Consider the following 19,617-nt stretch of genomic DNA (forward strand, 5'->3'; position numbering starts at 1 on the left):
GTCGTGCCCTTCTGGAGGCGGGAGGGGATGGACGGCGGGGCCGCCGCGCACGCGGCGCGGCGGCCCGTCCGGTCACCGCGGCGGGCGGTAGCCGGTGGTCAGGGTGCGCCCTTTGTGGCGCCACCTCGGTTCCTTGTCGAGCGTCTTGAGGGTGATCCCGCGCAGCCGCCGGATCACCGTGCCGTACGTCCGGCTGGCCTTGGTCGAGACCGCCGAGCCGGGCGGCGGGTCCATGAACGGCATGAACTTGTCGGGGAAGCCGGGCATCGTGCAGGCGATGCAGATGCCGCCGACGTTCGGGCAGCCGCCGACGCCGTTGATCCAGCCGCGCTTGGGGACGTTGCACTTGACGACCGGGCCCCAGCAGCCGAGCCGCACCAGGCACTCCGGCGCGCCGTACTCGGTGGCGAACTGCCCCTGCTCGTAGTAGCCGCCGCGGTCGCAGCCCTCGTGCACGGTGGCGCCGAACAGCCAGGTGGGCCGCAGCTTGTCGTCCAGCGGGATCATCGGCGCGGAGCCGGCCAGCTGGTAGAGCAGGTAGGTCAGGGTCTCGGCGAAGTTGTCGGGCTGGATGGGACAGCCGGGCACGCAGACGATCGGCAGGCCGGCCTTGGACTTCCACTCCCATCCGAGGTAGTCCGGCACGCCCATGGCGCCGGTCGGGTTGCCCTCCATGGCGTGGATGCCGCCGTACGTGGCGCAGGTGCCGATCGCGACGACCGCGGTGGCCTTGGGCGCGAGGCGGTCCAGCCACTCACTGGTGGTGATCGGCTGGCCGGTGGCCGGATCGTCGCCGAAGCCGCACCAGTAGCCCTCCTCCTTGATCTGCTCGTTGGGGATGGACCCCTCGACGACCAGCACGAACGGGTCGAGCTCGCCGCGGTCCGCCTTGAAGAACCACTCGACGAAGGCGTCGGCGCCCTGCACCGGGCCGCACTCGAAGTCGATCAGCGGCCAGTGCACGGCGATCTTCGGCAGGCCCGGCAGGGCGCCGGTGACGATCTCCTCGATGCTCGGCTGCATGGCGGCGGTCAGGGCGACCGAGTCGCCGTCGCAGCTCAGGCCCGCGTTGATCCAGAGAATGTGCACCACGTCGGTGTCGGTGGCGCTCGTTGCTGCAGCACCCATGAGGATGCCTCCTCGGAACTGGGAGCCGGACGGAATGGCTCAGAACCGTCATAACAGCCCCCGGCCCGTCCCGCCGTTCCACGCAGCCGGGCGGAGCGTCCGAACGGCCGCGATCCGGGTGGGCCGTTCGGGTCACACCGTCGCGGCGGGGGCGGGCAGCTTCCGGACGAAGGCCGAGCGCAGCGCGTGGTAGGGCGCCGACGGGTCGAAGAACTGCCGGTGCATCACGGCCAGTTCCGCCGTCCGGTGGTCGGCGAGCGGCCTGGTGCGCTCGTCGGCCTCGCGGGCGGCCTTCTTGGCGGCGATCCGGCCGTGCACGGTGGGCGAGGCGGCGGTCAGCCGGGCCAGGTGGGCGGCCTGCGGCCCGAAGTCCTGCGGGGCGCAGCCCAGCACCCGGTCGACCAGCCCGATCCGCAGGGCGGCCGCGGCGCTCACCGGCAGCGCCCGTTCGGTGAGCCGGCGGGCCTGTGCCGCGCCCACCCGGCGCGGCAGGGTGTAGGTCCAGTACTCCGAGCCGTGCAGGCCCATCCGCCGGTAGTGCGGGTTGAGCACGGCGCCCCGGCGGCACCAGACCTCGTCGGCGGCCAGGGCGAGCATCACCCCGCCGGCCGCCGCGTTGCCGCCGAGGGCGGCGACCACCAGGCGGTCGGTGGTGGTGAGGACCGCCTCGACCAGGTCGTCGATGGCGTTGATGTTCGCCCAGGACTCCGCCGCCGGGTCGGCGGCCGCCTCGATCACGTTCAGGTGGATGCCGTTGGAGAAGAAGTCGCGGCCGCCGCCGAGCACCAGCACCGCGGTCGGCCGGGTCAGCGCGAACCGGTAGGCGTCGAGCAGGCGGCGGCAGTGGGCGGTGCTCATCGCGCCGCCGGGGAAGGAGAACCGCAGCAGGCCGACCGGTCCCCGCTCGGTGTAGCGGATGTCCGACCAGACCGGGTCGTCCTCGGCGGGCATCAGCGGCGCGGGCAGCTCCGGCAGGCGGGGCAGCGCGTCGCCGAGGGCGGTGGCGGCGGGCAGCTTGACGCCGGCGGGGCCGCCCGGGCCGCGGCGCCGGCGCAGCTCGGGGATCCACACCGCGCCGTCGGCGGTCGCCCGGCACAGCGCCCCCGCCCGGGTGGCCAGCGGTTCGCCGGGGCGCCCGCGCAGCGTCCGCTCGGGGTGGCCGCCGTGCAGGTACCACGCCTCGCCCAGCAGGTCGTCCAGCACGCCGGGCCGGGAGTCGGCGGCCCGGAGCTTTCGCACCACGGTGTCGGTGGTGTCGCGCTCCCAGTCGATCCGCCGCACCTCCTGGCGCAGGTAGGGCCGGGTGTGGTCGGGCACCCGCCAGTCGGGGCCGCTCTGCGGGCGCGGGGTGTGGGTGCCGGAGGCGAACCGCCGCACGGCCCGCAGCACCGCCCCGACGGCGGCGTCGGAGACCTCGCCCCGGTACAGGTCGCTCTTGGCGGCGGGCGGCAGCGGGCAGGGCGCCGAGGCCCAGACGGGGCCTGCGTCCATCACCTCGCCGGCCTGCAGCACCGTCACGCCCCAGACCCCGGCCTCCTCGTGGATCGCCCAGTCGAGGGCGGAGGGGCCGCGGTCGCCGGGCGGGCCCGGGTGCACGATCAGGCAGGTGACGGAGGACCAGACGTCGCGCGGCAGCGCCGTCGTGAGCATCGGCGCGATCACCAGGTCCGGGGCGAAGCGGCGCACCGCCGTCCGCAGCGCCCCGTCGTCGCCGGCCAGGTGGACCTCCACCGCATGGCGCCGGTCCCGCAGTTCGGCGTCCACCCGCTGGGTGAGGCTGTTGTACGCGCTCGCGACGAGCAGGATCCGCATGTGCGCCTCCGGCGGTGTGGGCACCCGTGAACGCCGCGATCATCTCCCCCGCCCGCGCCGGGGCGCGCCGCGCCGCTCCGCCGGGTCACCCGGGCGGCGGGCGGCTCAGCGGCCGGTGCCGGACGCGCCGCCCTGCTCGCGGTCGTAGGCCGCGCGGGCGCGGGAGACGGCCTCGCGGTGGCGCTCGGCCCAGCCGGCGAGGCCCTTGAGCGTGGCGTAGAGCTCGTCGGCCATCGCGGTGCCGCGGCACTCCACCTTGGGCGGCACGGTCGCGTGGACGGTGCGCTCCAGCAGGCCGTCGTCCTCGATCACATCGCTGTTCCCCGGGAACATGAAAGTGCCTCCTTACGGCGGACTTGATGGTCACACATGATGGTCGCTGTCACAAGAAGTGCCCCAAGGGAGCGCGGGCGCCACCGGGCGCCCCTCCCCGGCCATTCCCCGAAGGACTCCTCCGATGACCACGAAAGCCCCGTCCCCCCTCCGTCCCGCCAGGTCGCGCTGGTTGGCCCTGGGGGTCCTCTGTACCGGCAATCTGATGATCATCCTCGACGGTTCGATCGTGACCGTCGCCCTGCCGACCATCCAGACCGACCTGGGCTTCACCCCGTCCGGCCTGGCCTGGGTGGTGAACGCCTACCTGATCGCGTTCGCCGGGCTGCTGCTGCTCTCCGGCCGCCTGGGCGACCTGCTGGGCGACAAGCGCGTGTTCAGCGCGGGCCTGGCCCTGTTCACGGCGGCCTCGCTGGCCTGCGGCCTGGCCTCCTCGTCCACGGCGCTGGTGGTGTTCCGGTTCGTCCAGGGCATCGGCGGGGCGCTCGCCTCGGCCGTCGTCCTGGGCATGATCATCACCCTGTTCCCCGACGCCGTCGAGCGCGCCAAGGCACTGGCGGCGTACGCGTTCGTCTCCGCGGCCGGCGCCTCGCTGGGCCTGATCCTGGGCGGCGTGCTGACGCAGAGCTTCAGCTGGCCGTGGGTGTTCTACGTCAACGTGCCGATCGGCCTGGTGGCGCTCGTGCTGACGCAGAGCGTGGTGCCCGGCGGGAAGGGAGCGGGGCTGCGCGAGGGCGCCGACCTGGTCGGCTCGGTGCTCGCCACCGGCGGTCTGATGCTGCTGGTCTACACGATCATCAAGGCCGAGGAGTACACCTGGGGCGACGGCCGCACGCTGGGCCTGCTGGGCGGCTCGCTGGTGCTGCTGGCCGGGTTCGTGGTCCGCCAGGCGTACGCGGCCAAGCCGCTGCTGCCGCTGCACATCTTCCGCTCCCGGGCGGTCTCCGGCGCCAACGGCATCATGGTCCTGATGGTCGCCGGCCTGTTCGGCTACCAGTTCTGCACCGCGCTGTACTTCCAGAACGTCCTGGGCTACGACGCGCTGAAGACCGGCCTCGCCTTCCTGCCCGCGCCGGTCACCATCGCGATCGTCTCACTGGGCCTCGCGGTCAAGCTGAACCAGAAGTTCGGGCCCCGCCGGGTGCTGGTCGCCGGCCTGCTGCTGGTGGCCGCGGCGCTCGCGCTGCTGGCCCGGGTGCCGAGCGACGGAAGCTTCCTCGCCGACATCGTGCCGCCATTCGTCCTGCTCGGCCTCGGCTTCGGCGCGGCCATGCCCGCGCTGATCGGCCAGGCCATGGCGGTCACCTCGCCGAACGACGCCGGCATCGCCTCCGGCCTGGTGAACACCAGCCAGCAGGTCGGCGCCTCGATCGGCACCGCCGTACTCGCCACGGTGGCCGCCTCCCGGACGGCCACGCTGCTCGGCGAGGGGCACGACCGGGCCGAGGCGCTGACCGGCGGCTTCCACCTCGCCTACGGGCTCAGCGCCGCGTTCGTGGTGGTCGGCGTCCTGCTCGCCGCCTTCGTCCTGCGCAGCCCCGCGGTCGCTGCCGAGAGCGCCCCCGGACCGGACCTCACGGCCGCGGAGTCCGCCGCGCCGCACATGTGACGCTCCGGTACCCCGGGGCGCCCACGGCCCGTACGCTGGACGCCGTGCCGTGCCGTGCCGCCACCGCGAAGGAGGCCTGACATGCCGCCGATCTCCGGCCGCACCCGCCTGTTCGCCGTCCTGGGCGACCCGGTCGCCCAGGTCAAGGCGCCCGCGCTGGTCAATCCGCTGTTCGCCGCGAGCGGTGTGGACGCCGTGCTCGTCCCGGTGCACGCCCCGGCGGGGCGGCTGGACGAGGTCGTGCGCGGGCTGAAGGCCACCGCCAACCTCGACGGGCTGCTGGTAACCGTCCCGCACAAACTGGCGATGTGCGCGCACGCCGACGAACTCAGCCCCGTCGCCGCCCTGTTGGGCTCCACCAACGCGCTGCGCCGGGAACCGGACGGCCGCTGGTACGGCGACAACTTCGACGGCACCGGGTTCGTCCGGGGCCTCGCCGCGCAGGGACACGACCCGGCCGGCCGGCGGGTCGCCCTGGCCGGCGCCGGCGGCGCGGGGCTCGCCATCGCCGCGGCCCTGCTCGCCGCCGGCGTCGCCCGGCTCACCGTCAGCGACCCGGACCGGGGCCGGCTGGACGCGCTGCTGGCGCGGCTCGGCACCGACCGGCCCGGCCGCGTCGGCGCCGCCCCGGGGCCCCCGCCGGACACCGGACTCGCCGTCAACGCCACGCCGCTCGGCCTCGACCCGGCCGACCCACTCCCCTTCGACCCGGCCCTGCTCCCGCCGGACGCGCTGGTCGCCGACATCATCATGACGCCCGCCGAGACCCCGCTGCTGCGCGCCGCCGCCGCCCTCGGCCGGCCGACCCACCCGGGCGTCCACATGCTGACCGAGCAACTCCCGCTCTACCGGGAGTTCTTCCGCCTCCCCGGCTGACCCCCGGGCCGCTCTTCGTGTGCGGACGCCCGGGGCACGACGACCCGGCCGCGGGTGCGGCCGGGTCGCGGGGCGGGTGCGGTCAGAGGCCGCGGGCCAGGCGGTCGGTGAGCAGCCTGGTGAAGCGGGCCGGGTCGGGCAGGTCGCCGCCCTCGGCGAGCAGCGCGCCGCCGTGGACCAGCTCGGCGATCTCCGCCAGGGCCGGGTCTGCCGGGTTCGCCTCGTGCGCCGTGCGCAGCGCGGTGATCAGCGGGTGCGCGGGGTTGAGCTCCAGGACCCGCCTGACCGGGGGCACCTCCTGCCCCATCGCGCGGTACATCTTCTCCAGCGTCGGCGTCATGTCCTGGGCGTCGCCGACGACGCAGGCCGCCGAGGTGGTCAGCCGCGAGGACAGCCGCACCTCCTTCACCTGCGCGGACAGCGCCTCGGTCAGCCACGGCAGCAGGGCCGCGAACTCCTGCTCGCGCCTGGCCTTCTCGGCCCCGGCCTCCTCGTCGCCGTCGGCCGGCCCGTCGAGGTCGACCTGGCCCTTGGCGATGGACTGCAGGCGGTGGCCGTCGAAGGCGGGCACCCGCTCGACCCAGACCTCGTCGACCGGGTCGGTGAGGATCAGCACCTCGTAGCCCTTGGCGGCGAACGCCTCCATGTGCGGCGAGTTCTCCACCGTGGCCCGGTCCTCGCCGGTCAGGTAGTAGACGGCGTCCTGGCCGTCCTTCATCCGCCCGACGTACTCGCGCAGGGTGGTGGACCGCTCCGGCTCGTGGGTGGAGGCGGCGCAGACCAGCTCCAGCAGGGCCTCGGTGCTGTCGGTGTCCTCGATCAGGCCCTCCTTCAGCGCCCGGCCGAACTGCTCCCAGAGCTTCGCGTAGCGCTCGGCGTCCTTGGCCTGGACGTCCTTCAGCGCGCCGAGGACCTTCTTCACCAGGCGCCGGCGCACGCCGCGGATCTGGCGGTCCTGCTGGAGGATCTCGCGGGAGATGTTCAGCGACAGGTCGTGCGCGTCCACCACGCCCTTGACGAAGCGCAGGTAGTCCGGCATCAGCGCTTCGCAGTCGTCCATGATGAACACCCGCTTGACGTACAGCTGCACGCCGCGCCTGGTGTCGCGGGAGAACAGGTCGAACGGCGCCTGCGCGGGGATGAACAGCAGCGCCTCGTACTCGAAGGTGCCCTCGGCGCGCATGTGGATCGTCTCGGCCGGGGCGAGCCGGTCGTGGCTGATCTGCTGGTAGAACTCGGTGTACTCGGCCTCGGTGACCTCGCTGCGCGGCCGGGCCCACAGCGCCTTCATCGAGTTGAGGGTGTCGACCTGCCGGGTGGTGACGCCCTCGGCGTCGGTGCGCTCGCCGCCCGCCATCCGGATCGGCCAGCGGATGAAGTCCGAGTACTGCTTGACGATCTGGCGGATCTTCCACTCCGCCAGGTAGTCGGCCAGCCCGTCCTCGCCGTCGACGGGCTTGAGGTGCAGGGTGACCGAGGTGCCCACGGGCAGGCCGTCGACGGCCTGGATCTCGTAGGTGCCCTCGCCGTCGGACTCCCACCGGGTACCGGCCTCGGTGCCGGCCCGGCGGGTCCGCAGGGTGACCCGGTCGGCGACCATGAACGCCGAGTAGAAGCCGACGCCGAACTGCCCGATCAGGCTCTGCGCCGCGGCGGCGTCCCCGGCCTCCTTGATCTTCTCCAGCAGGCCGGCCGTGCCGGACTTGGCGATGGTGCCGATCAGTTCCACGAGGTCGTCACGGCTCATGCCGACGCCGTTGTCGCGGACGGTCAGCGTCCGGGCCTGCGGGTCGACCTCCAGCGCGATGTGGAGGTCGGAGGTGTCGGCGTCGAGACCGGAGTCGATCAGGGTCTCCAGCCGCAGCTTGTCCAGGGCGTCGGAGGCGTTGGAGATCAACTCGCGCAGGAAGATGTCCTTGTTCGAGTAGATCGAGTGAATCACCAGCCGGAGCAACTGACGCGTCTCGGCCTGGAATTCCAGCGTCTCGACAGTGCTACCCACTCGGGGGCTCCTCTCTCGGGCGGTACATGGGCGACGGACGGGGCGGGCGCCGGACGGCCCCCGCCGCATCGGCATGATAGGCGGCCACGCGCCCCCCGTGGGCGTTACAGCTTGACACTGGATGTCACAATGTCACGCACCACGGAGCACAGCGCACGGAGCACCCATGCACCCCTTCCTCGACCACCCGGGGCCCCTCGCCTTCGCCCACCGCGGCGGCGACCTCGGCCGTCCGGAGAACTCGCTCGCCGCCTTCGAGGCCGCCGTCGCCCTCGGGTACCGCTACCTGGAGACGGACGTGCACGCCACCGCCGACGGCGTGCCGGTGGCCTTCCACGACCACCGGCTCGACCGGGTCACCGACCGCACCGGGGCGGTGGCCGAACTGCCCTGGCACATCGTCCGGCAGGCCCGGATCGGCGGCACCGAGCCGGTCCCGCTGCTGGAGGACCTGCTCGGCGCCTTCCCCGACGCCCGGTTCAACATCGACGTCAAGGCGGCGCCGGCCGTCGGGCCGCTGGTCGAGGCCCTGCGCCGGACCGGGGCCTGGGACCGGGTCTGCGTCGGCGGCTTCTCCGACAGCCGGCTCGCCGCCGTGCGCGCCGCCGCCGGGCCCCGGCTGGCCACCTCGCTCGGCCCCCGCGAGGTCGCCCGGCTGCGGCTGCGCTCACTGGCCGGGCCGCTGCTGCGGGGCGGCGGGGCACCCTTCGCCGGCCTCTGCGCGCAGGTGCCCGAGCGGCACCGGGGCGTGCGGGTGGTCGACCGGGCCTTCGTGCGCGCCGCGCACCGCCACGGCCTGCAGGTTCACGTCTGGACCGTGGACGACGCCACACGCATCCGCTCTCTGCTCGACCTGGGGGTGGATGGCATCATGGCCGATCGCATCGACGTCCTGCGCGACGTCCTCCGCGAGCGCGGCTGCTGGACCCACGGCGGCAACGGCTCCAGCACGGGGATTGGAACACCATGAGCACCGCGACCCACCGCCCGGAGCATCCGGCGACCGCCACCGACGACGACGGGCGCGCGCTGCGCCGCATACAGGTCGGCTGGTACATCAACGACTGGGCCTCCGCGGCCTTCTCCTCCACCGTCCTGACGGTGTTCCTCGGGCCGTACCTGACCTCGGTCGCCAAGGAGGCCGCCGACGCGCAGGGCGACGTGCACCCCCTGGGGCTGTCGATCCGTGCGGGTTCGTTCTACCCGTACACGGTCTCCCTCTCGGTGCTGCTCTCGGTCGGGGCGATGCTGCTGGCCGGGACGGTCGCGGACCGCACCGGGCGGCACAAGGAGCTGATGTGCGGCTTCGCGTACCTCGGCGCCACCGCCACGATGGGCATGTTCTTCCTCGGCGGTGACCGCTACCTGCTCGGCGGCGCCCTGCTGGTCGTCGCCAACCTCGCCTACGCGGTGTCGGTCGCGCTCTCCTACGCCTACCTGCCGGGCCTGGCCGGGCCCGACGAGCGCGACGCGGTGTCCTCCAAGGGCTGGGCGTACGGGTACGCGGGCGGCGGGCTGCTGCTGATCGCCAACCTGGCGCTGTTCCAGGGGCACGACTCCTTCGGGCTCTCCGAGGGCACCGCGGTGCGGATCTGCCTCGCCTCGGCGGGGCTGTGGTGGGCGCTGTTCACCATCGTGCCGATGCTCCGGCTGCCGTCCCGGGCCGGGGTGCTCCCCGGGCCCGCCGCCGGAGCCGTCCGGGACGAGCCCGCCGCCGGCAGTCTGCGGGAACTGGGCCGGACCCTGCGCGGCATGCGGCGCCACCCGCTCACCCTGCTCTACCTGGCCGCCTTCCTCTGCTACAACGACGGCATCCAGACCGTCGTCTCGCAGGCCGCCCTCTACGGCAGCGAGGAGCTGGGCCTGGATCAGACCGCCCTCGTCACCGCCGTGCTGCTGGTGCAGGTGGTGGCGATCGGCGGCGCGCTGCTGCTGGGCCGGATCGCCCGGCGCCACGGCGCCAAGCGGACCATCCTGGGCTCGCTGGTCGGCTGGGTGGTCACCCTCGCGCTCGGCTACCTCATGCCGGCCCACCAGCCCGCCTGGTTCTACCTCCTGGCCTGCATGATCGGCCTGGTGCTCGGCGGCAGCCAGGCGCTGTCGCGGTCGCTGTTCTCCCACCTGATCCCGGCCGGCAAGGAGGCCGAGTACTTCAGCCTGTACAAGGTCAGCGACCGCGGCACCAGTTGGATGGGGCCGCTGGTCTTCGGCCTCGCCTACCAGGTCACCGGCAGCTACCGCTCGGCGATCATCTCGCTGCTGGTGTTCTTCGTCATCGGCTTCGCCGTGCTGCTGAAGGTCCCCGTGCGGCGCGCGATCGAGGCCGTCGGCAACCCGGTGCCCGAGCGCCTCTGACGGCTCAGCCGCCGGTGGCCGGCTTCCAGCCGAGGAGCGGGGCGAGGACGGTGGCGATGTCGGTGAGGATCTGCGCGTAGTCCTCGTGGCCGAAGGTGAACGGCAGCGCGAAGACCACCTCGTCCACCTCGCGGAACCCGGCGTGGGCGTACAGCCGCTCGGCGATCTCGGCGGAGCTGCCGACGATGTCCCGCGCGAACATCACCCGCGCCGGGCCCTGCGGGGCGGTGGTGCGGGCCGTGCGGCCGCGGACGTACTCCTGGTAGCGCGCCCGCTGGCCGGCGGTGGCGCTGTCGGTGGGGATCACCACCAGGCCCTGGGAGACCCGGGCCCGCGCGCCCAGCGGGTGGTGCGCGCGGAAGGCGGCGATCTGCGAGCGCTGGATCTCGGCGAAGTCCTCGGACTCCTCCGCCCGCACCACGTTGCTGGTGAGCAGGCCGAGCCCCTGCTCACCGGCCCAGCGGGCGGAGCGCAGGCTCCCGCCGCCGTACCAGACGCGGTCCGCCAGGCCGGGCGAGACCGGCTGGACCCTGTCCGAGTACACCTCGATGCCCTCGACCCCGCTGAAGTCGGTGACCGGCTCGCCGCGCAGGAAGCCCAGCAGCCGGCTCACCCGCCGGTAGTCGAAGTCCTCGGCGTCGGCGGTGTCCGGGTAGAGCGCGCCGGCCACCCGCTCCCAGTGGCCGGGGCGGCCGACGCTCACGCCCGGGTTGAGCCGGCCGCCGGAGAGCAGGTCGGTGGTGGCGAGGTCCTCGGCCAGCCGCAGCGGATTCTCCCAGCCGACCGGGATCACCGCCGTGCCCAGCTGGATCCGGCTGGTGCGCTGGGTGGCCGCCGCGAGCACGGCGACCGGGGAGGAGATGCCGTACTGCAGGTGGCGGTGGCGCACCCAGGCACTGTCGAAGCCGAGCTGCTCACCGAGTTCGATGATCCGCAGCGTCGACTCGTGGCCCGCGGCCGGGTCGGCCGGGTCGAACAGCCCGATGGTCAGGAATCCCAGTTTCCGCAGGGGCTGTTCGTGGGTCGGCACCGGTGTCCTCTTTCGTCGGATCTGCCCGCCCGGCGGGTGACGGGCCGGGCGTGCCGTCCACCGTCACACACCGGTTCGGGGCCGCTCAAGGGCCGCCGGAGGATCGCCACGGGGCGCAACACGGGCGTCACGTGTCCGCAGTGGTCCTCCGGCGGCCCCGAGGGCGGGTCAGCCCCGGGAGAGCAGCTCCAGGGTGTCGATGACCCGGTGGGAGAAGCCCCACTCGTTGTCGTACCAGGCGACCACCTTGACGTGCTTGCCGTCGACCCGGGTCAGCGCGGCGTCGAAGATCGAGGAGGCGGGCTCGCCGGTGATGTCGCTGGAGACCAGCGGCTCGTCGGCGTAGTCGAGGATGCCCTTGAGCGGGCCGTCGGCGGCGGCGCGGTAGGCGGCGAGCACCTCGTCGCGGGTGACCTCGCGCTCGACCGTGGTGTTCAGCTCGACGAGCGAGCCGACCGGGACCGGCACCCGGATCGAGTCACCGGAGAGCTTGCCGTCGAGGCCCGGCAGGACCAGGCCGATGGCCTTGGCGGCGCCGGTGGTGGTCGGCACGATGTTGACGCCGGCGGCGCGGGCGCGGCGCGGGTCGCGGTGCGGGCCGTCCTGGAGGTTCTGCTCCTGGGTGTAGGCGTGCACGGTGGTCATGAAGCCGTGCTCGATGCCGGCCAGTTCGTCCAGCACGGAGGCGAGCGGGGCGAGCGCGTTGGTGGTGCAGGAGGCGTTCGAGACGATCACGTGCTCGGCCGGGTCGTAGGCGTCGGTGTTCACGCCGTAGGCCAGGGTGACGTCCGCGCCGTCGGACGGGGCGCTCACCAGGACCTTCCTGGCGCCCGCCGCGAGGTGGGCGCGGGCCGCCTCGGCGGAGGTGAACCGGCCGGTGGCCTCCAGCACGATGTCCACGCCGAGTTCGGCCCACGGCAGGTCGGCGGGGTCGCGCTCGGCGAGCACCTTGATCCGGCGGCCGTCGACGACCAGCTCGTCCCCCTCGACCCGCACCGGGCGGCGGAAGCGGCCGAGCGAGCTGTCGAAGCGGAGCAGGTGGGCGAGCGAGTCGACGGAGGTGAGGTCGTTGACGGCGACCACCTCCAGCTCGCTGCCGCGCTCCACCAGGGCGCGCAGGCTGTTGCGGCCGATGCGGCCGAAGCCGTTGATGGCGATGCGGGTCATGAGGGCTCCCTGGGTCGTGCCGGTCGTTCCGGTCCCGCCGGACGTTCCGTTCGTTTGATGACGGTTCAATCATCGGACGATCGGAACGGCCCGGACAGGGGCCGGATCGACATGGTGCGCAAGGATCCCGCCAGACACTTCGCCACCGACCGCAAGGATCCCGCCACCCCGCCTCGGGGGCGCCGGCCGGCCGCCGGATCCGGGGGCCCACTCAGCCGGCCGGAACCTCCGAAACGGCGCCGAGCCCCTCCGCGCGGGAGGCGGCCACCAGCGGCGCCCAGGCCTCGATCAGCACCGCCCAGCGCCTGGCGTCCTCCTGCGCCTCGTCCAGGAGCTGCGGGCGCCGCTCGGCCACCGCGTCCGCGAGCTCGGCGTACTTGCCGCCCAGCTTGCGGTAGGAGCGGTCCAGGACGTCCAGGCAGTGCTCGTTCCCGGCCCGGTCCCAGTCGACGCTGCCCCGCACCAGCTCGAGGATCGGCTCGACCTTCAGCCCGTGCCGCTCGTCCAGCATCCCGCGGCCGAGGTCGATCATCCCGCCGTAGACCGGGTACAGGTACAGCATCGAGAGCAGGAGCTTGACGAACCCCATCTGGTAGGGGACGAAGCCGGCGCCGGTGCGGCGCTCGGGCGTGTAGTAGTTGACGATGTGGCGGTTGTGGACGACGCCGGGCATCCGGGCGTGGACCAGGGCGTGCAGCAGGGCGTAGTCGCAGCCGAGGGTCTTGACCGAGGGCAGCAGCGGCAGCACCTCGTAGGCCCGGTGGTCCAGGGCGACGTTGCACATGAAGACGTTCCAGATGTCGGGCACGCCGAGGACGGACTCGTCGGCGGTGAACGGCTCGGTGCCGGTGCCCTTGAAGGAGACGTCCACCATCGCGTCCCGGTCCTCGTCCGGCCACACCGGCGGGGTCCACAGGCGCACCACGTCACGGTAGACCTCCGGGTCCAGCTCGCGGATCTCGCCGATGTCCACGTTGAGTTCGCCCATGAAGGAGCCGCTGACCAGCAGCACCGGCTTGTCCGCGTCGGCCGGGTCGAGCTCGGAGCGGGTCACGCCGGCCACCGCCTCGCCGGCCGGCCGGCCGATCGAGAGCAGCTCGTGGTGGATCGGGAAGATCTTCTCGCCGTCGAGGACCTGGAAGTCGGCGTCGTCGTTGCGCAGGTGCGCCGAGGTGCAGCCCAGGGCGGCCGCGCCCAGGAAGATCCGGTTGACGCAGGAACCGTACGCGACGGCCCCCGGGAGCATCATGTCGAGCAGCAGTTCGGGGTCGGCGGCGCCGGAGCGCTCGGCCACCCGGCGGAAGAACTCCCGCTGCTGCTCCTCCCCGAGGTGGTGGACGAACACGCCCGGGGTGGGGGCCAGCGAGGCCACGGCGTCCGCGTTCTTCGCGAATCCGGCGGCGTCGGTGGTGTCGAGGACGAGGATGTGCACCTCGGCCCCGAAGTTCGCGACGGCGTAGGCCGCCTCCTCGGCGAGGTCCACGATAGTGCCGGGGCAGGGACGCATGGTGGGCAGCGCGAGGCAGACTTTTTGCATGGTGCGGGCTTCTCCGTCTGATCGTCAAATACGGTGCGGTGGTGTCCGGTTGAGCGCGCGGGGGGAGTTCCGGACGGCGACCCGGGCCGATCCGTCGGACCACCATGGACTAGACCACATGTGATGTCAACGATAGACAGCGCGGCCTCGAAGGGGGCGGAATGCGCCGCCCTTCTGCACGATCGGGCACCCCCGCGCGGGCCCCGGGACCGAACGGCGCGGGCCCACCACGCACTCAGTCCTCCGAGCGGGCCGCGAAGGTGTGCCGGTACTCGGTGGGCGAGGTGCCGAGGACGCGGTGGAAGTGCAGCCGCAGGTTCGCCCCGGTGCCGAGCCCGACCCGGTCGGCGATCTGCTCGACCCCCAGGTCGGTGCGCTCCAGCAGCTCGCGCGCCAGGTCCACCCGGGCCCGCAGCACCCACTGCATGGGCGTGTAGCCGGTGTCCTCGACGAACCGCCGCGAGAAGGTGCGCGCGGAGACCCGGGCGTGCCGGGCGAGCCCCTCCAGGGTCAGCTGCTCGGCGAGGTGCTCCAGGGCCCACGCGCGGGTGTCGGCGAAGAGGTCGCCCAGCGGCTCGGGCACGCTGCGCGGCACGTACTGGGCCTGGCCGCCGCTGCGGTAGGGCGCGGCGACCAGCCGCCGCGCCACGTGGTTGGACAGCCCGACGCCGTGGTCGCGCCGCACCAGGTGCAGGCAGAGGTCGATGCCGGAGGCCGCGCCGGCCGAGGTGAGCACGGCGCCCTCGTCCACGAACAGCACGTTCTCGTCGACCCGGATCCGCGGATGGCGCTCCGCCAGGGCCTTGGCGTAGTGCCAGTGGGTGGTCGCCCGCTTGCCGTCGAGCAGCCCGGTGGCCGCCAGCGCGAACGCGCCGGTGGAGATCGCGGCCAGCCGGGCGCCGCGCGCGTGCGCGGCCACCAGCGCCCGGACGACGGCCGCCGGGGGTTCGGTGGTGGCGGGGTCGCGGTAGCCGGGGACGAAGACGGTGTCGGCGTGCTCCACCGCCTCCAGGCCCTCGGCGACGTGGTACGAGAGGCCGTCGCCGCCGGCCACCAGACCGGGCGCAGGTCCGCAGACCCGCACCGTGTAGGGCATGCTCGGCCGGCTGGAGAACACCTGGGCGGGGATGCCCACGTCCAGCGGCTTCGCCCCCTCCAGGACCAGCACGGCCACGTGGTGCTTCCTGCGGCCCATCGGACCTTCTCCACTCCCCGCGGTCGGTGCCGTCGGGCGCCGCGGCGCGCCCCGGCCGGTCCGACACCGGCCGCAAGCATCCTGCCATCGGCGGGAGCCTGCGGCCCGGTCGGGCGGGGTGCGGTCGGGCGGCCGGGGTGCGGTCGGGGTGCGGTCGGGTGGCCGGCCCCGAGGCTCAGGCCGTGACGGCCCGGGCGGGGCGCGGGGCGAGGCCGGTGAGGGCCTCGCTCTTCACCAGCCAGGCCACGCCGAAGGCGAGGACGGAGACCGCCTCACCCAGGTAGGGCACGGTCAGCGGCCAGTCCCGGGCCAGGTGGAGCACCCCGGCCACGGCGACCGCCCCGATGCCCGCCACGATCACCCAGCCGCAGACCAGGTAGACCCAGTCACGCGCCGGGCGGCGGCCGCCGGTGGCCGGCGAGTCCGCGAACAGCCGCAGGCAGAAGTACGCCAGCACGCCGAACAGCCCTGCGGCGAAGGCGAGATGGACCATGCCGACGGCCGTCTGGACACCGCTGGGGTGGGCGGTGACGGAGTCCGGCGGCTCGGTGGGGAAGAGCGCCACCCCGATCGCCAGCACCCCGGCCACCGAACTCAGCCGGTCCTCCCGGCGGTCGTGGCGGTAGCAGATGAGGAAGACGCCGATGGCGCACAGGCCGCCGACGAAGACGTTGCGCATGTGGGTGTAGTAGGAGGCGCTCATCGAGTCGAGCAGCGCGATCCGGGCGGAGGTGAGGCTGTTGCCGACGGGCAGCACGATCGGCAGCAGGAGGCCGAGGACACCGACCCCGAGCCGCAGGCGGCGCACCGTGCGCACGTCCTGGGCCTGGGGATCGGCGGGGGGTCGGACGTCGGCGGGGGTTCGGGCGGTCATGACGAGGCCTCCTTCGACGAGCTGAGGCTGTCGCACCGCGGCCCCGGGGGCGGCGGTCGCGGCAGGGTGATACCCGCGCCGCACCACCCGGCACGCCTTCCCTCCTGCGATTTTGACCGTCCGTCACCGGACTGTGACCCGTCGCCGGGTCAGCCCACCGGCCGGAGCAGCTCCTCGACGGGCTGGGCCCGGCGCAGCGGCTCGAAGCGCACCGCTCCCCCGGCGTCCACCGTGAAGCCGTGCACGGCCGGCTCGGGCAGGCTGTTGTACTGGAAGTGGGTCGTCGCGTAGTACGCGCCGGTGTCGAGGAGCGCCACCAGGTCGCCCGGCTCCAGCGGCGGCAGCGGACGGGCCCTGGCGAGCAGGTCGCCGGCGAAGCAGCAGGGCCCGGCGACGTCCTGCGGCACCGGGTCGTCGCCCTCCTTGGCGGCGCCCGAGGGGTGGTGCGCGGTGATCCGCAGCGGCCAGGTGTCCGGCATGAACACCGTGCGGGTGGCGACCTGGGCGCCGGCGTGGGTGACCGCGATCCGACGGCCCCCGGAGGCCTTGGTGTACTCGACGTACGCGGCGGTGAAGCCGTTCTTGGCGAGCAGCGAGCGGCCGAACTCGGTGGCCAGCCGGTAGCGGCCGTCGAACAGCTCCGGCGCGTGCGCGCGCAGCCGCCCGACGTAGTCGGCGTAGGTGGGGGTGGTGGTGTCGTCGGCGAAGTTGACGGGCAGTCCGCCGCCGAGGTCGATGCCCACCACCTGGCGGCGGCCCAGCTCGGCGTTGACCCGCTCGGCGAAGGCGACGACCTGGGCGACGCCCTCGGCCATCAGGTCCAGCGGGCAGCCCTGCGAGCCGACGTGCACATGGACCCAGGTCAGCCAGGGGCGCGCGCGGAACGCCTCCACCAGCCGCTCGGCGTTCCCCTCGTCCGCCAGGGTGATGCCGAACTTGGAGGTCGCGGTGGCGGTGCTCATCGCCCCGATCGCCCCCGCGCCGACCTGCGGGTTGACCCGCACGCCGATCCGGGAGGCGGAGGCGCCGGCCCGCAGCAGGTCGTCGACCCGGTCGAGCTCCTGCCAGTTGTCGATGTTGACGGCGGCGCCGAGCTCCAGGGCCTGGACCAGCTCCCGGCGGGTCTTGGCGGGCGAGTCGAAGACGATCCGGGCGGGGTCGAATCCGGCCGCGAGGGCCTGGGCGAACTCGCCGGGGCTGGCCACCTCGCAGCCCATGCCGAGCCCGCGCAGCCGGGCGAGCAGCGGGACCAGGCAGTTCGCCTTCGCCGCGAAGGCGTGCAGCACCTCGACCCCGGCCGGGAAGGCGCGGTGCAGGTCGGCGACGCTCGCGGCCACGCCGTCGAGGTCGACGAAGGCGGCGAGCAGCGCGTCCTCCGGGTCGAGCAGCCGGCGGCGCACGGCCTCGCGCAGGGCCAGTTCGCGGCGGGCGGCGGCGTCCTCGCCGGTGGCGGCGGGCTGGGGAAGGGGCATGGTGTCGCGCTCCTCGGGCTCGTCGGGCGGATCGGACACCCGGGGCCGGGACCAAGGTGGCCCCGGGCGTGGCACCAGGCTGCCGGGCGCGCGGCGGCCGCGTCTTCGTCCCACGGCGCGGATTTCCGGGGACGGCGCCGCGTCACCCGACCGGGCGGCGGCGCCGGGGCCGCCGGATTGGTGCCCGGCGGCGAGCGGGGGGCCGGATCACCGTCGTCCGCGGCGAGTCCGTCGCGCTGGGCGGGGTCGGTCGCGCTCGGCGGGCTAGCCACGCAAGGCATTGTCGACCGTGCTAGCAGAAGTCAACGGCGCCAGGTACCGTCGCCCGCGCGACGGCCGAGGTCGACGGCGCCAGGTACCGTCAACGCGCTAGGAGAGATCAACAGCGCCAGGAAACATCAACGGCGCCAGGAGAGCTCAACGGCGCCGGGTGACATCAGGCGTGCTCGGCCGCGTCCAGGGCGAGCAGGCGCAGTTGCAGGTGGGCGAGCAGCCGGGCGTCCGGGTCGTCCAGGTCGATGCCGCAGACCTTCTCGGCCTTCTGTTTGCGGTAGCGGAAGGTGCTGGCGGGCACGGCCAGGGCGGCGGCGGCCCGGGCGCTGTCCCCGGCGTGCTCCAGATAGGCGCGCAGCGTGTCGAGCAGCACCTCCTCCCCCGGTTTCGCCGCGTGCGCCACCAGCCGGGCCACCGAGCTTTCCGGCGCGGGCGCCAGGTGGGCCCGCAGCGCGTCCAGGGCGGTCAACAGGGCGACGGTGTCGGCCAGTTCGCGGACACCCGCGGCCGGCGGCGGGTTCGGCGAGCGGCCGAGGCGCAGGGCGCGCAGCGCCTGCTCGGCGGTGCGGGCGGACTCCGCGGCCCGGTCGAGGGCGGCCCGGACCTCGCCGATGCCGATCCGCAGCGGGCGGCCGAGCTCCGCCGAAAGCTCCCGCGCGAGCGCGCCCGCCAGCCGGGCGAGCCGGTCGGCGGCCCGCTCCGGATCGCGCTCCAGGCCGCCGAGCAGCACCCGGGCGCCGCCGTCGGCGGCCACCGCCACCACGGGGTGGCCGCGTCGCGCGCAGGCGGCGCGCGCCGAGCGGGCCAGCCGCCCGCCGCCGACCGGGGCGGCGTCGGTAGGTCGGGGATCCGGCCCGGGGGCGGGGGCGATCGCCAGCACCGCGCACGGCTCGGCCGGCGGCAGCCTGGTGCGGGCGGCCAGCAGGTCCGCCGAGCCGCGCCCCGCCAGCAGGGCGCGCGCCGCCTCCAGCACCAGTTCGTGCTGCCCGGCGCGGCGGGCCTGGTCGTGCAGCAGGTGCGGCGCCGCGATCCGGGCTGCCGCCCGCAGCGCCTCGGCGACGGTCGGCGGCAGCGGGCCCCCCGTCGGCGCGACCCACAGCGAGCCGAGCACCTCCTCGCCGGCCCGCACCGCGACGGCCGCGCGTTCGGGGACGGTGCCGTCGGCCCGGCGGTGCAGCGCGCCCGGGCTGCGGCGCAGCAGCGCGAGGAAGCCGTCCTCGCGCATCGCCGCCCGGCGTTCGGCCGGCACCCGGCGGGCCAGGATGGTGGAGCGGCGGATGTCGTCGACGTCGCGGTTGTTGGAGGAGTAGGCGAGCACCCGGGAGTCCGGGCTCTCGATCGTCACCGCGCCGCCCACCAGCGCGGCGAGCGCCTCGGCCAGCGCGTCCAGGTCGCCGAGCGGCACATTGGCCGCCCCGGCCTCCTCGGCCACGGCCAGCCCGGCCCGCAGGGTGCCGATCAGCTGCGCCCAGTCGGCCCAGGTCCGGCGGAACAGCACCGCCGTGCCGGCCTCGCCCGCGGCGGCCCGCAGCGCCCCGTTCGGCGCTCCCGCGCCCTCCTCGCGGAACACCACCGCCGCCGCCCGGTCGCGCCCCGCCGCCCGGACCAGCGCCACGGCCCGCTCCGAGCGCGGGTCGACCCCGACGGCCACCACCAGGGCGCCCGGATCGGCCCCGGGCTCGGGCCGGTCGAACACGTCCAGCCCCGTCACCGGCACGTCCAGCCCCGACGGGGCGACGCCCACCTCCACGACCGCCTCGGCGAGTGCCACGACCCCCCGCAAGGTCCGCTCCACAACCCGCTCCTCCCCGCGTCCGGCGCCCAGTATGACCCCCGGTCCGCCGGCCCGTCACGGCGCCCGCGGGTGGCCCCGGTACCCGGCGGCGGGGCCTCGAACCCTCAGCGTTTCGGCCAACTTGTCGGCCCTGTGCATGACAGTCAAGTGCCCCGTGTA

Annotated in this window: 15 protein-coding genes; 4 read left to right on the top strand and 11 right to left on the bottom strand. The window is 74.4% G+C overall.

What is annotated here, in order from left to right; all coding sequences use genetic code 11:
- Positions 1–72: 72 nt before the first annotated feature.
- From ACFCLZ_RS05575 to ACFCLZ_RS05585, 3 genes are all read right to left on the bottom strand, one after another.
- The gene (locus tag ACFCLZ_RS05575) at positions 73–1,128 is read right to left on the bottom strand and encodes a hydrogenase expression protein HypE (protein WP_380283567.1); all 1,056 of its coding nucleotides are present in this window, start codon (positions 1,126–1,128) and stop codon (positions 73–75) included.
- 132 nt (positions 1,129–1,260) lie between these two features.
- Positions 1,261–2,940, bottom strand: coding sequence for a hydrogenase maturation protein (locus ACFCLZ_RS05580; RefSeq protein ID WP_380283568.1), 1,680 nt, complete (start codon positions 2,938–2,940; stop codon positions 1,261–1,263).
- 105 nt (positions 2,941–3,045) lie between these two features.
- Positions 3,046–3,273, bottom strand: coding sequence for a winged helix-turn-helix transcriptional regulator (locus tag ACFCLZ_RS05585; RefSeq protein ID WP_380283569.1), 228 nt, complete (start codon positions 3,271–3,273; stop codon positions 3,046–3,048).
- Positions 3,274–3,478: 205 nt separating this feature from the next.
- Here ACFCLZ_RS05585 and ACFCLZ_RS05590 point away from each other — a divergent pair, with 205 nt between their 5' ends.
- The gene (locus tag ACFCLZ_RS05590) at positions 3,479–4,882 is read left to right on the top strand and encodes an MFS transporter (protein WP_380283571.1); all 1,404 of its coding nucleotides are present in this window, start codon (positions 3,479–3,481) and stop codon (positions 4,880–4,882) included.
- Positions 4,883–4,963: 81 nt separating this feature from the next.
- Positions 4,964–5,758, top strand: a complete 795-nt coding sequence (locus ACFCLZ_RS05595; RefSeq protein ID WP_380283572.1) for a shikimate dehydrogenase family protein — start codon at positions 4,964–4,966, stop codon at positions 5,756–5,758.
- Between the two features lie 82 nt (positions 5,759–5,840).
- Here ACFCLZ_RS05595 and htpG read toward each other — a convergent pair whose 3' ends face one another.
- Entirely contained in the window at positions 5,841–7,760 is a 1,920-nt protein-coding gene (gene htpG / locus ACFCLZ_RS05600; protein ID WP_380283573.1) for a molecular chaperone HtpG, read from the bottom strand.
- Between the two features lie 166 nt (positions 7,761–7,926).
- Between htpG and ACFCLZ_RS05605 the strand changes: the two genes are divergently transcribed.
- Together ACFCLZ_RS05605 and ACFCLZ_RS05610 are read left to right on the top strand one after the other, a co-directional pair.
- Positions 7,927–8,730: a glycerophosphodiester phosphodiesterase gene (locus ACFCLZ_RS05605; RefSeq protein ID WP_380283574.1), complete on the top strand. Its 804-nt coding sequence runs from the start codon at positions 7,927–7,929 to the stop codon at positions 8,728–8,730.
- Positions 8,727–10,115 (top strand): MFS transporter, encoded by a 1,389-nt coding sequence (locus ACFCLZ_RS05610; protein WP_380283575.1) that lies wholly within the window; start codon positions 8,727–8,729, stop codon positions 10,113–10,115. The genes ACFCLZ_RS05605 and ACFCLZ_RS05610 overlap by 4 nt, the downstream gene beginning before the upstream one ends.
- Positions 10,116–10,119: 4 nt before the next feature.
- On the opposite strand, the gene ACFCLZ_RS05615 is transcribed toward ACFCLZ_RS05610, so the two are convergent.
- The 7 genes from ACFCLZ_RS05615 to ACFCLZ_RS05645 form a co-directional block, all read right to left on the bottom strand.
- Positions 10,120–11,145: an LLM class flavin-dependent oxidoreductase gene (locus tag ACFCLZ_RS05615; RefSeq protein ID WP_380283576.1), complete on the bottom strand. Its 1,026-nt coding sequence runs from the start codon at positions 11,143–11,145 to the stop codon at positions 10,120–10,122.
- A gap of 168 nt (positions 11,146–11,313) precedes the next feature.
- A complete protein-coding gene (gene gap / locus ACFCLZ_RS05620) occupies positions 11,314–12,312 on the bottom strand; it encodes a type I glyceraldehyde-3-phosphate dehydrogenase (protein WP_380283577.1) in 999 nt (332 codons plus the stop codon).
- A gap of 211 nt (positions 12,313–12,523) precedes the next feature.
- Entirely contained in the window at positions 12,524–13,849 is a 1,326-nt protein-coding gene (locus ACFCLZ_RS05625) for a DUF6271 family protein (RefSeq protein WP_380283578.1), read from the bottom strand.
- A gap of 235 nt (positions 13,850–14,084) precedes the next feature.
- The gene (locus ACFCLZ_RS05630) at positions 14,085–15,044 is read right to left on the bottom strand and encodes a GlxA family transcriptional regulator (RefSeq protein ID WP_380283579.1); all 960 of its coding nucleotides are present in this window, start codon (positions 15,042–15,044) and stop codon (positions 14,085–14,087) included.
- A gap of 175 nt (positions 15,045–15,219) precedes the next feature.
- Positions 15,220–15,918, bottom strand: a complete 699-nt coding sequence (locus ACFCLZ_RS05635) for a DUF998 domain-containing protein (protein WP_380283580.1) — start codon at positions 15,916–15,918, stop codon at positions 15,220–15,222.
- A gap of 149 nt (positions 15,919–16,067) precedes the next feature.
- Complete coding sequence (locus ACFCLZ_RS05640; protein ID WP_380283581.1) at positions 16,068–17,390, bottom strand: diaminopimelate decarboxylase; 1,323 nt, start codon at positions 17,388–17,390, stop codon at positions 16,068–16,070.
- Positions 17,391–17,826: 436 nt separating this feature from the next.
- A complete protein-coding gene (locus ACFCLZ_RS05645; protein ID WP_380283582.1) occupies positions 17,827–19,458 on the bottom strand; it encodes a PucR family transcriptional regulator in 1,632 nt (543 codons plus the stop codon).
- Positions 19,459–19,617 lie beyond the last annotated feature (159 nt).

The sequence above is a fragment of the Kitasatospora purpeofusca genome (assembly GCF_042691725.1).
GTDB classification, from domain to species: domain Bacteria; phylum Actinomycetota; class Actinomycetes; order Streptomycetales; family Streptomycetaceae; genus Kitasatospora; species Kitasatospora purpeofusca_B.

Coding starts and splice junctions, on each gene's coding strand:
- ACFCLZ_RS05595 (WP_380283572.1), top strand. CDS start 4,964: ATGCCGCCGATCTCCGGCCGCACCCGCCTGTTCGCCGTCCTGGGCGAC.
- ACFCLZ_RS05610 (WP_380283575.1), top strand. CDS start 8,727: ATGAGCACCGCGACCCACCGCCCGGAGCATCCGGCGACCGCCACCGAC.
- ACFCLZ_RS05590 (WP_380283571.1), top strand. CDS start 3,479: ATGATCATCCTCGACGGTTCGATCGTGACCGTCGCCCTGCCGACCATC.
- ACFCLZ_RS05580 (WP_380283568.1), bottom strand. CDS start 2,940: ATGCGGATCCTGCTCGTCGCGAGCGCGTACAACAGCCTCACCCAGCGG.
- gap (WP_380283577.1), bottom strand. CDS start 12,312: ATGACCCGCATCGCCATCAACGGCTTCGGCCGCATCGGCCGCAACAGC.
- ACFCLZ_RS05635 (WP_380283580.1), bottom strand. CDS start 15,918: ATGACCGCCCGAACCCCCGCCGACGTCCGACCCCCCGCCGATCCCCAG.
- ACFCLZ_RS05585 (WP_380283569.1), bottom strand. CDS start 3,273: ATGTTCCCGGGGAACAGCGATGTGATCGAGGACGACGGCCTGCTGGAG.
- ACFCLZ_RS05630 (WP_380283579.1), bottom strand. CDS start 15,044: ATGGGCCGCAGGAAGCACCACGTGGCCGTGCTGGTCCTGGAGGGGGCG.
- ACFCLZ_RS05575 (WP_380283567.1), bottom strand. CDS start 1,128: ATGGGTGCTGCAGCAACGAGCGCCACCGACACCGACGTGGTGCACATT.
- ACFCLZ_RS05640 (WP_380283581.1), bottom strand. CDS start 17,390: ATGCCCCTTCCCCAGCCCGCCGCCACCGGCGAGGACGCCGCCGCCCGC.
- ACFCLZ_RS05625 (WP_380283578.1), bottom strand. CDS start 13,849: ATGCAAAAAGTCTGCCTCGCGCTGCCCACCATGCGTCCCTGCCCCGGC.
- ACFCLZ_RS05605 (WP_380283574.1), top strand. CDS start 7,927: ATGCACCCCTTCCTCGACCACCCGGGGCCCCTCGCCTTCGCCCACCGC.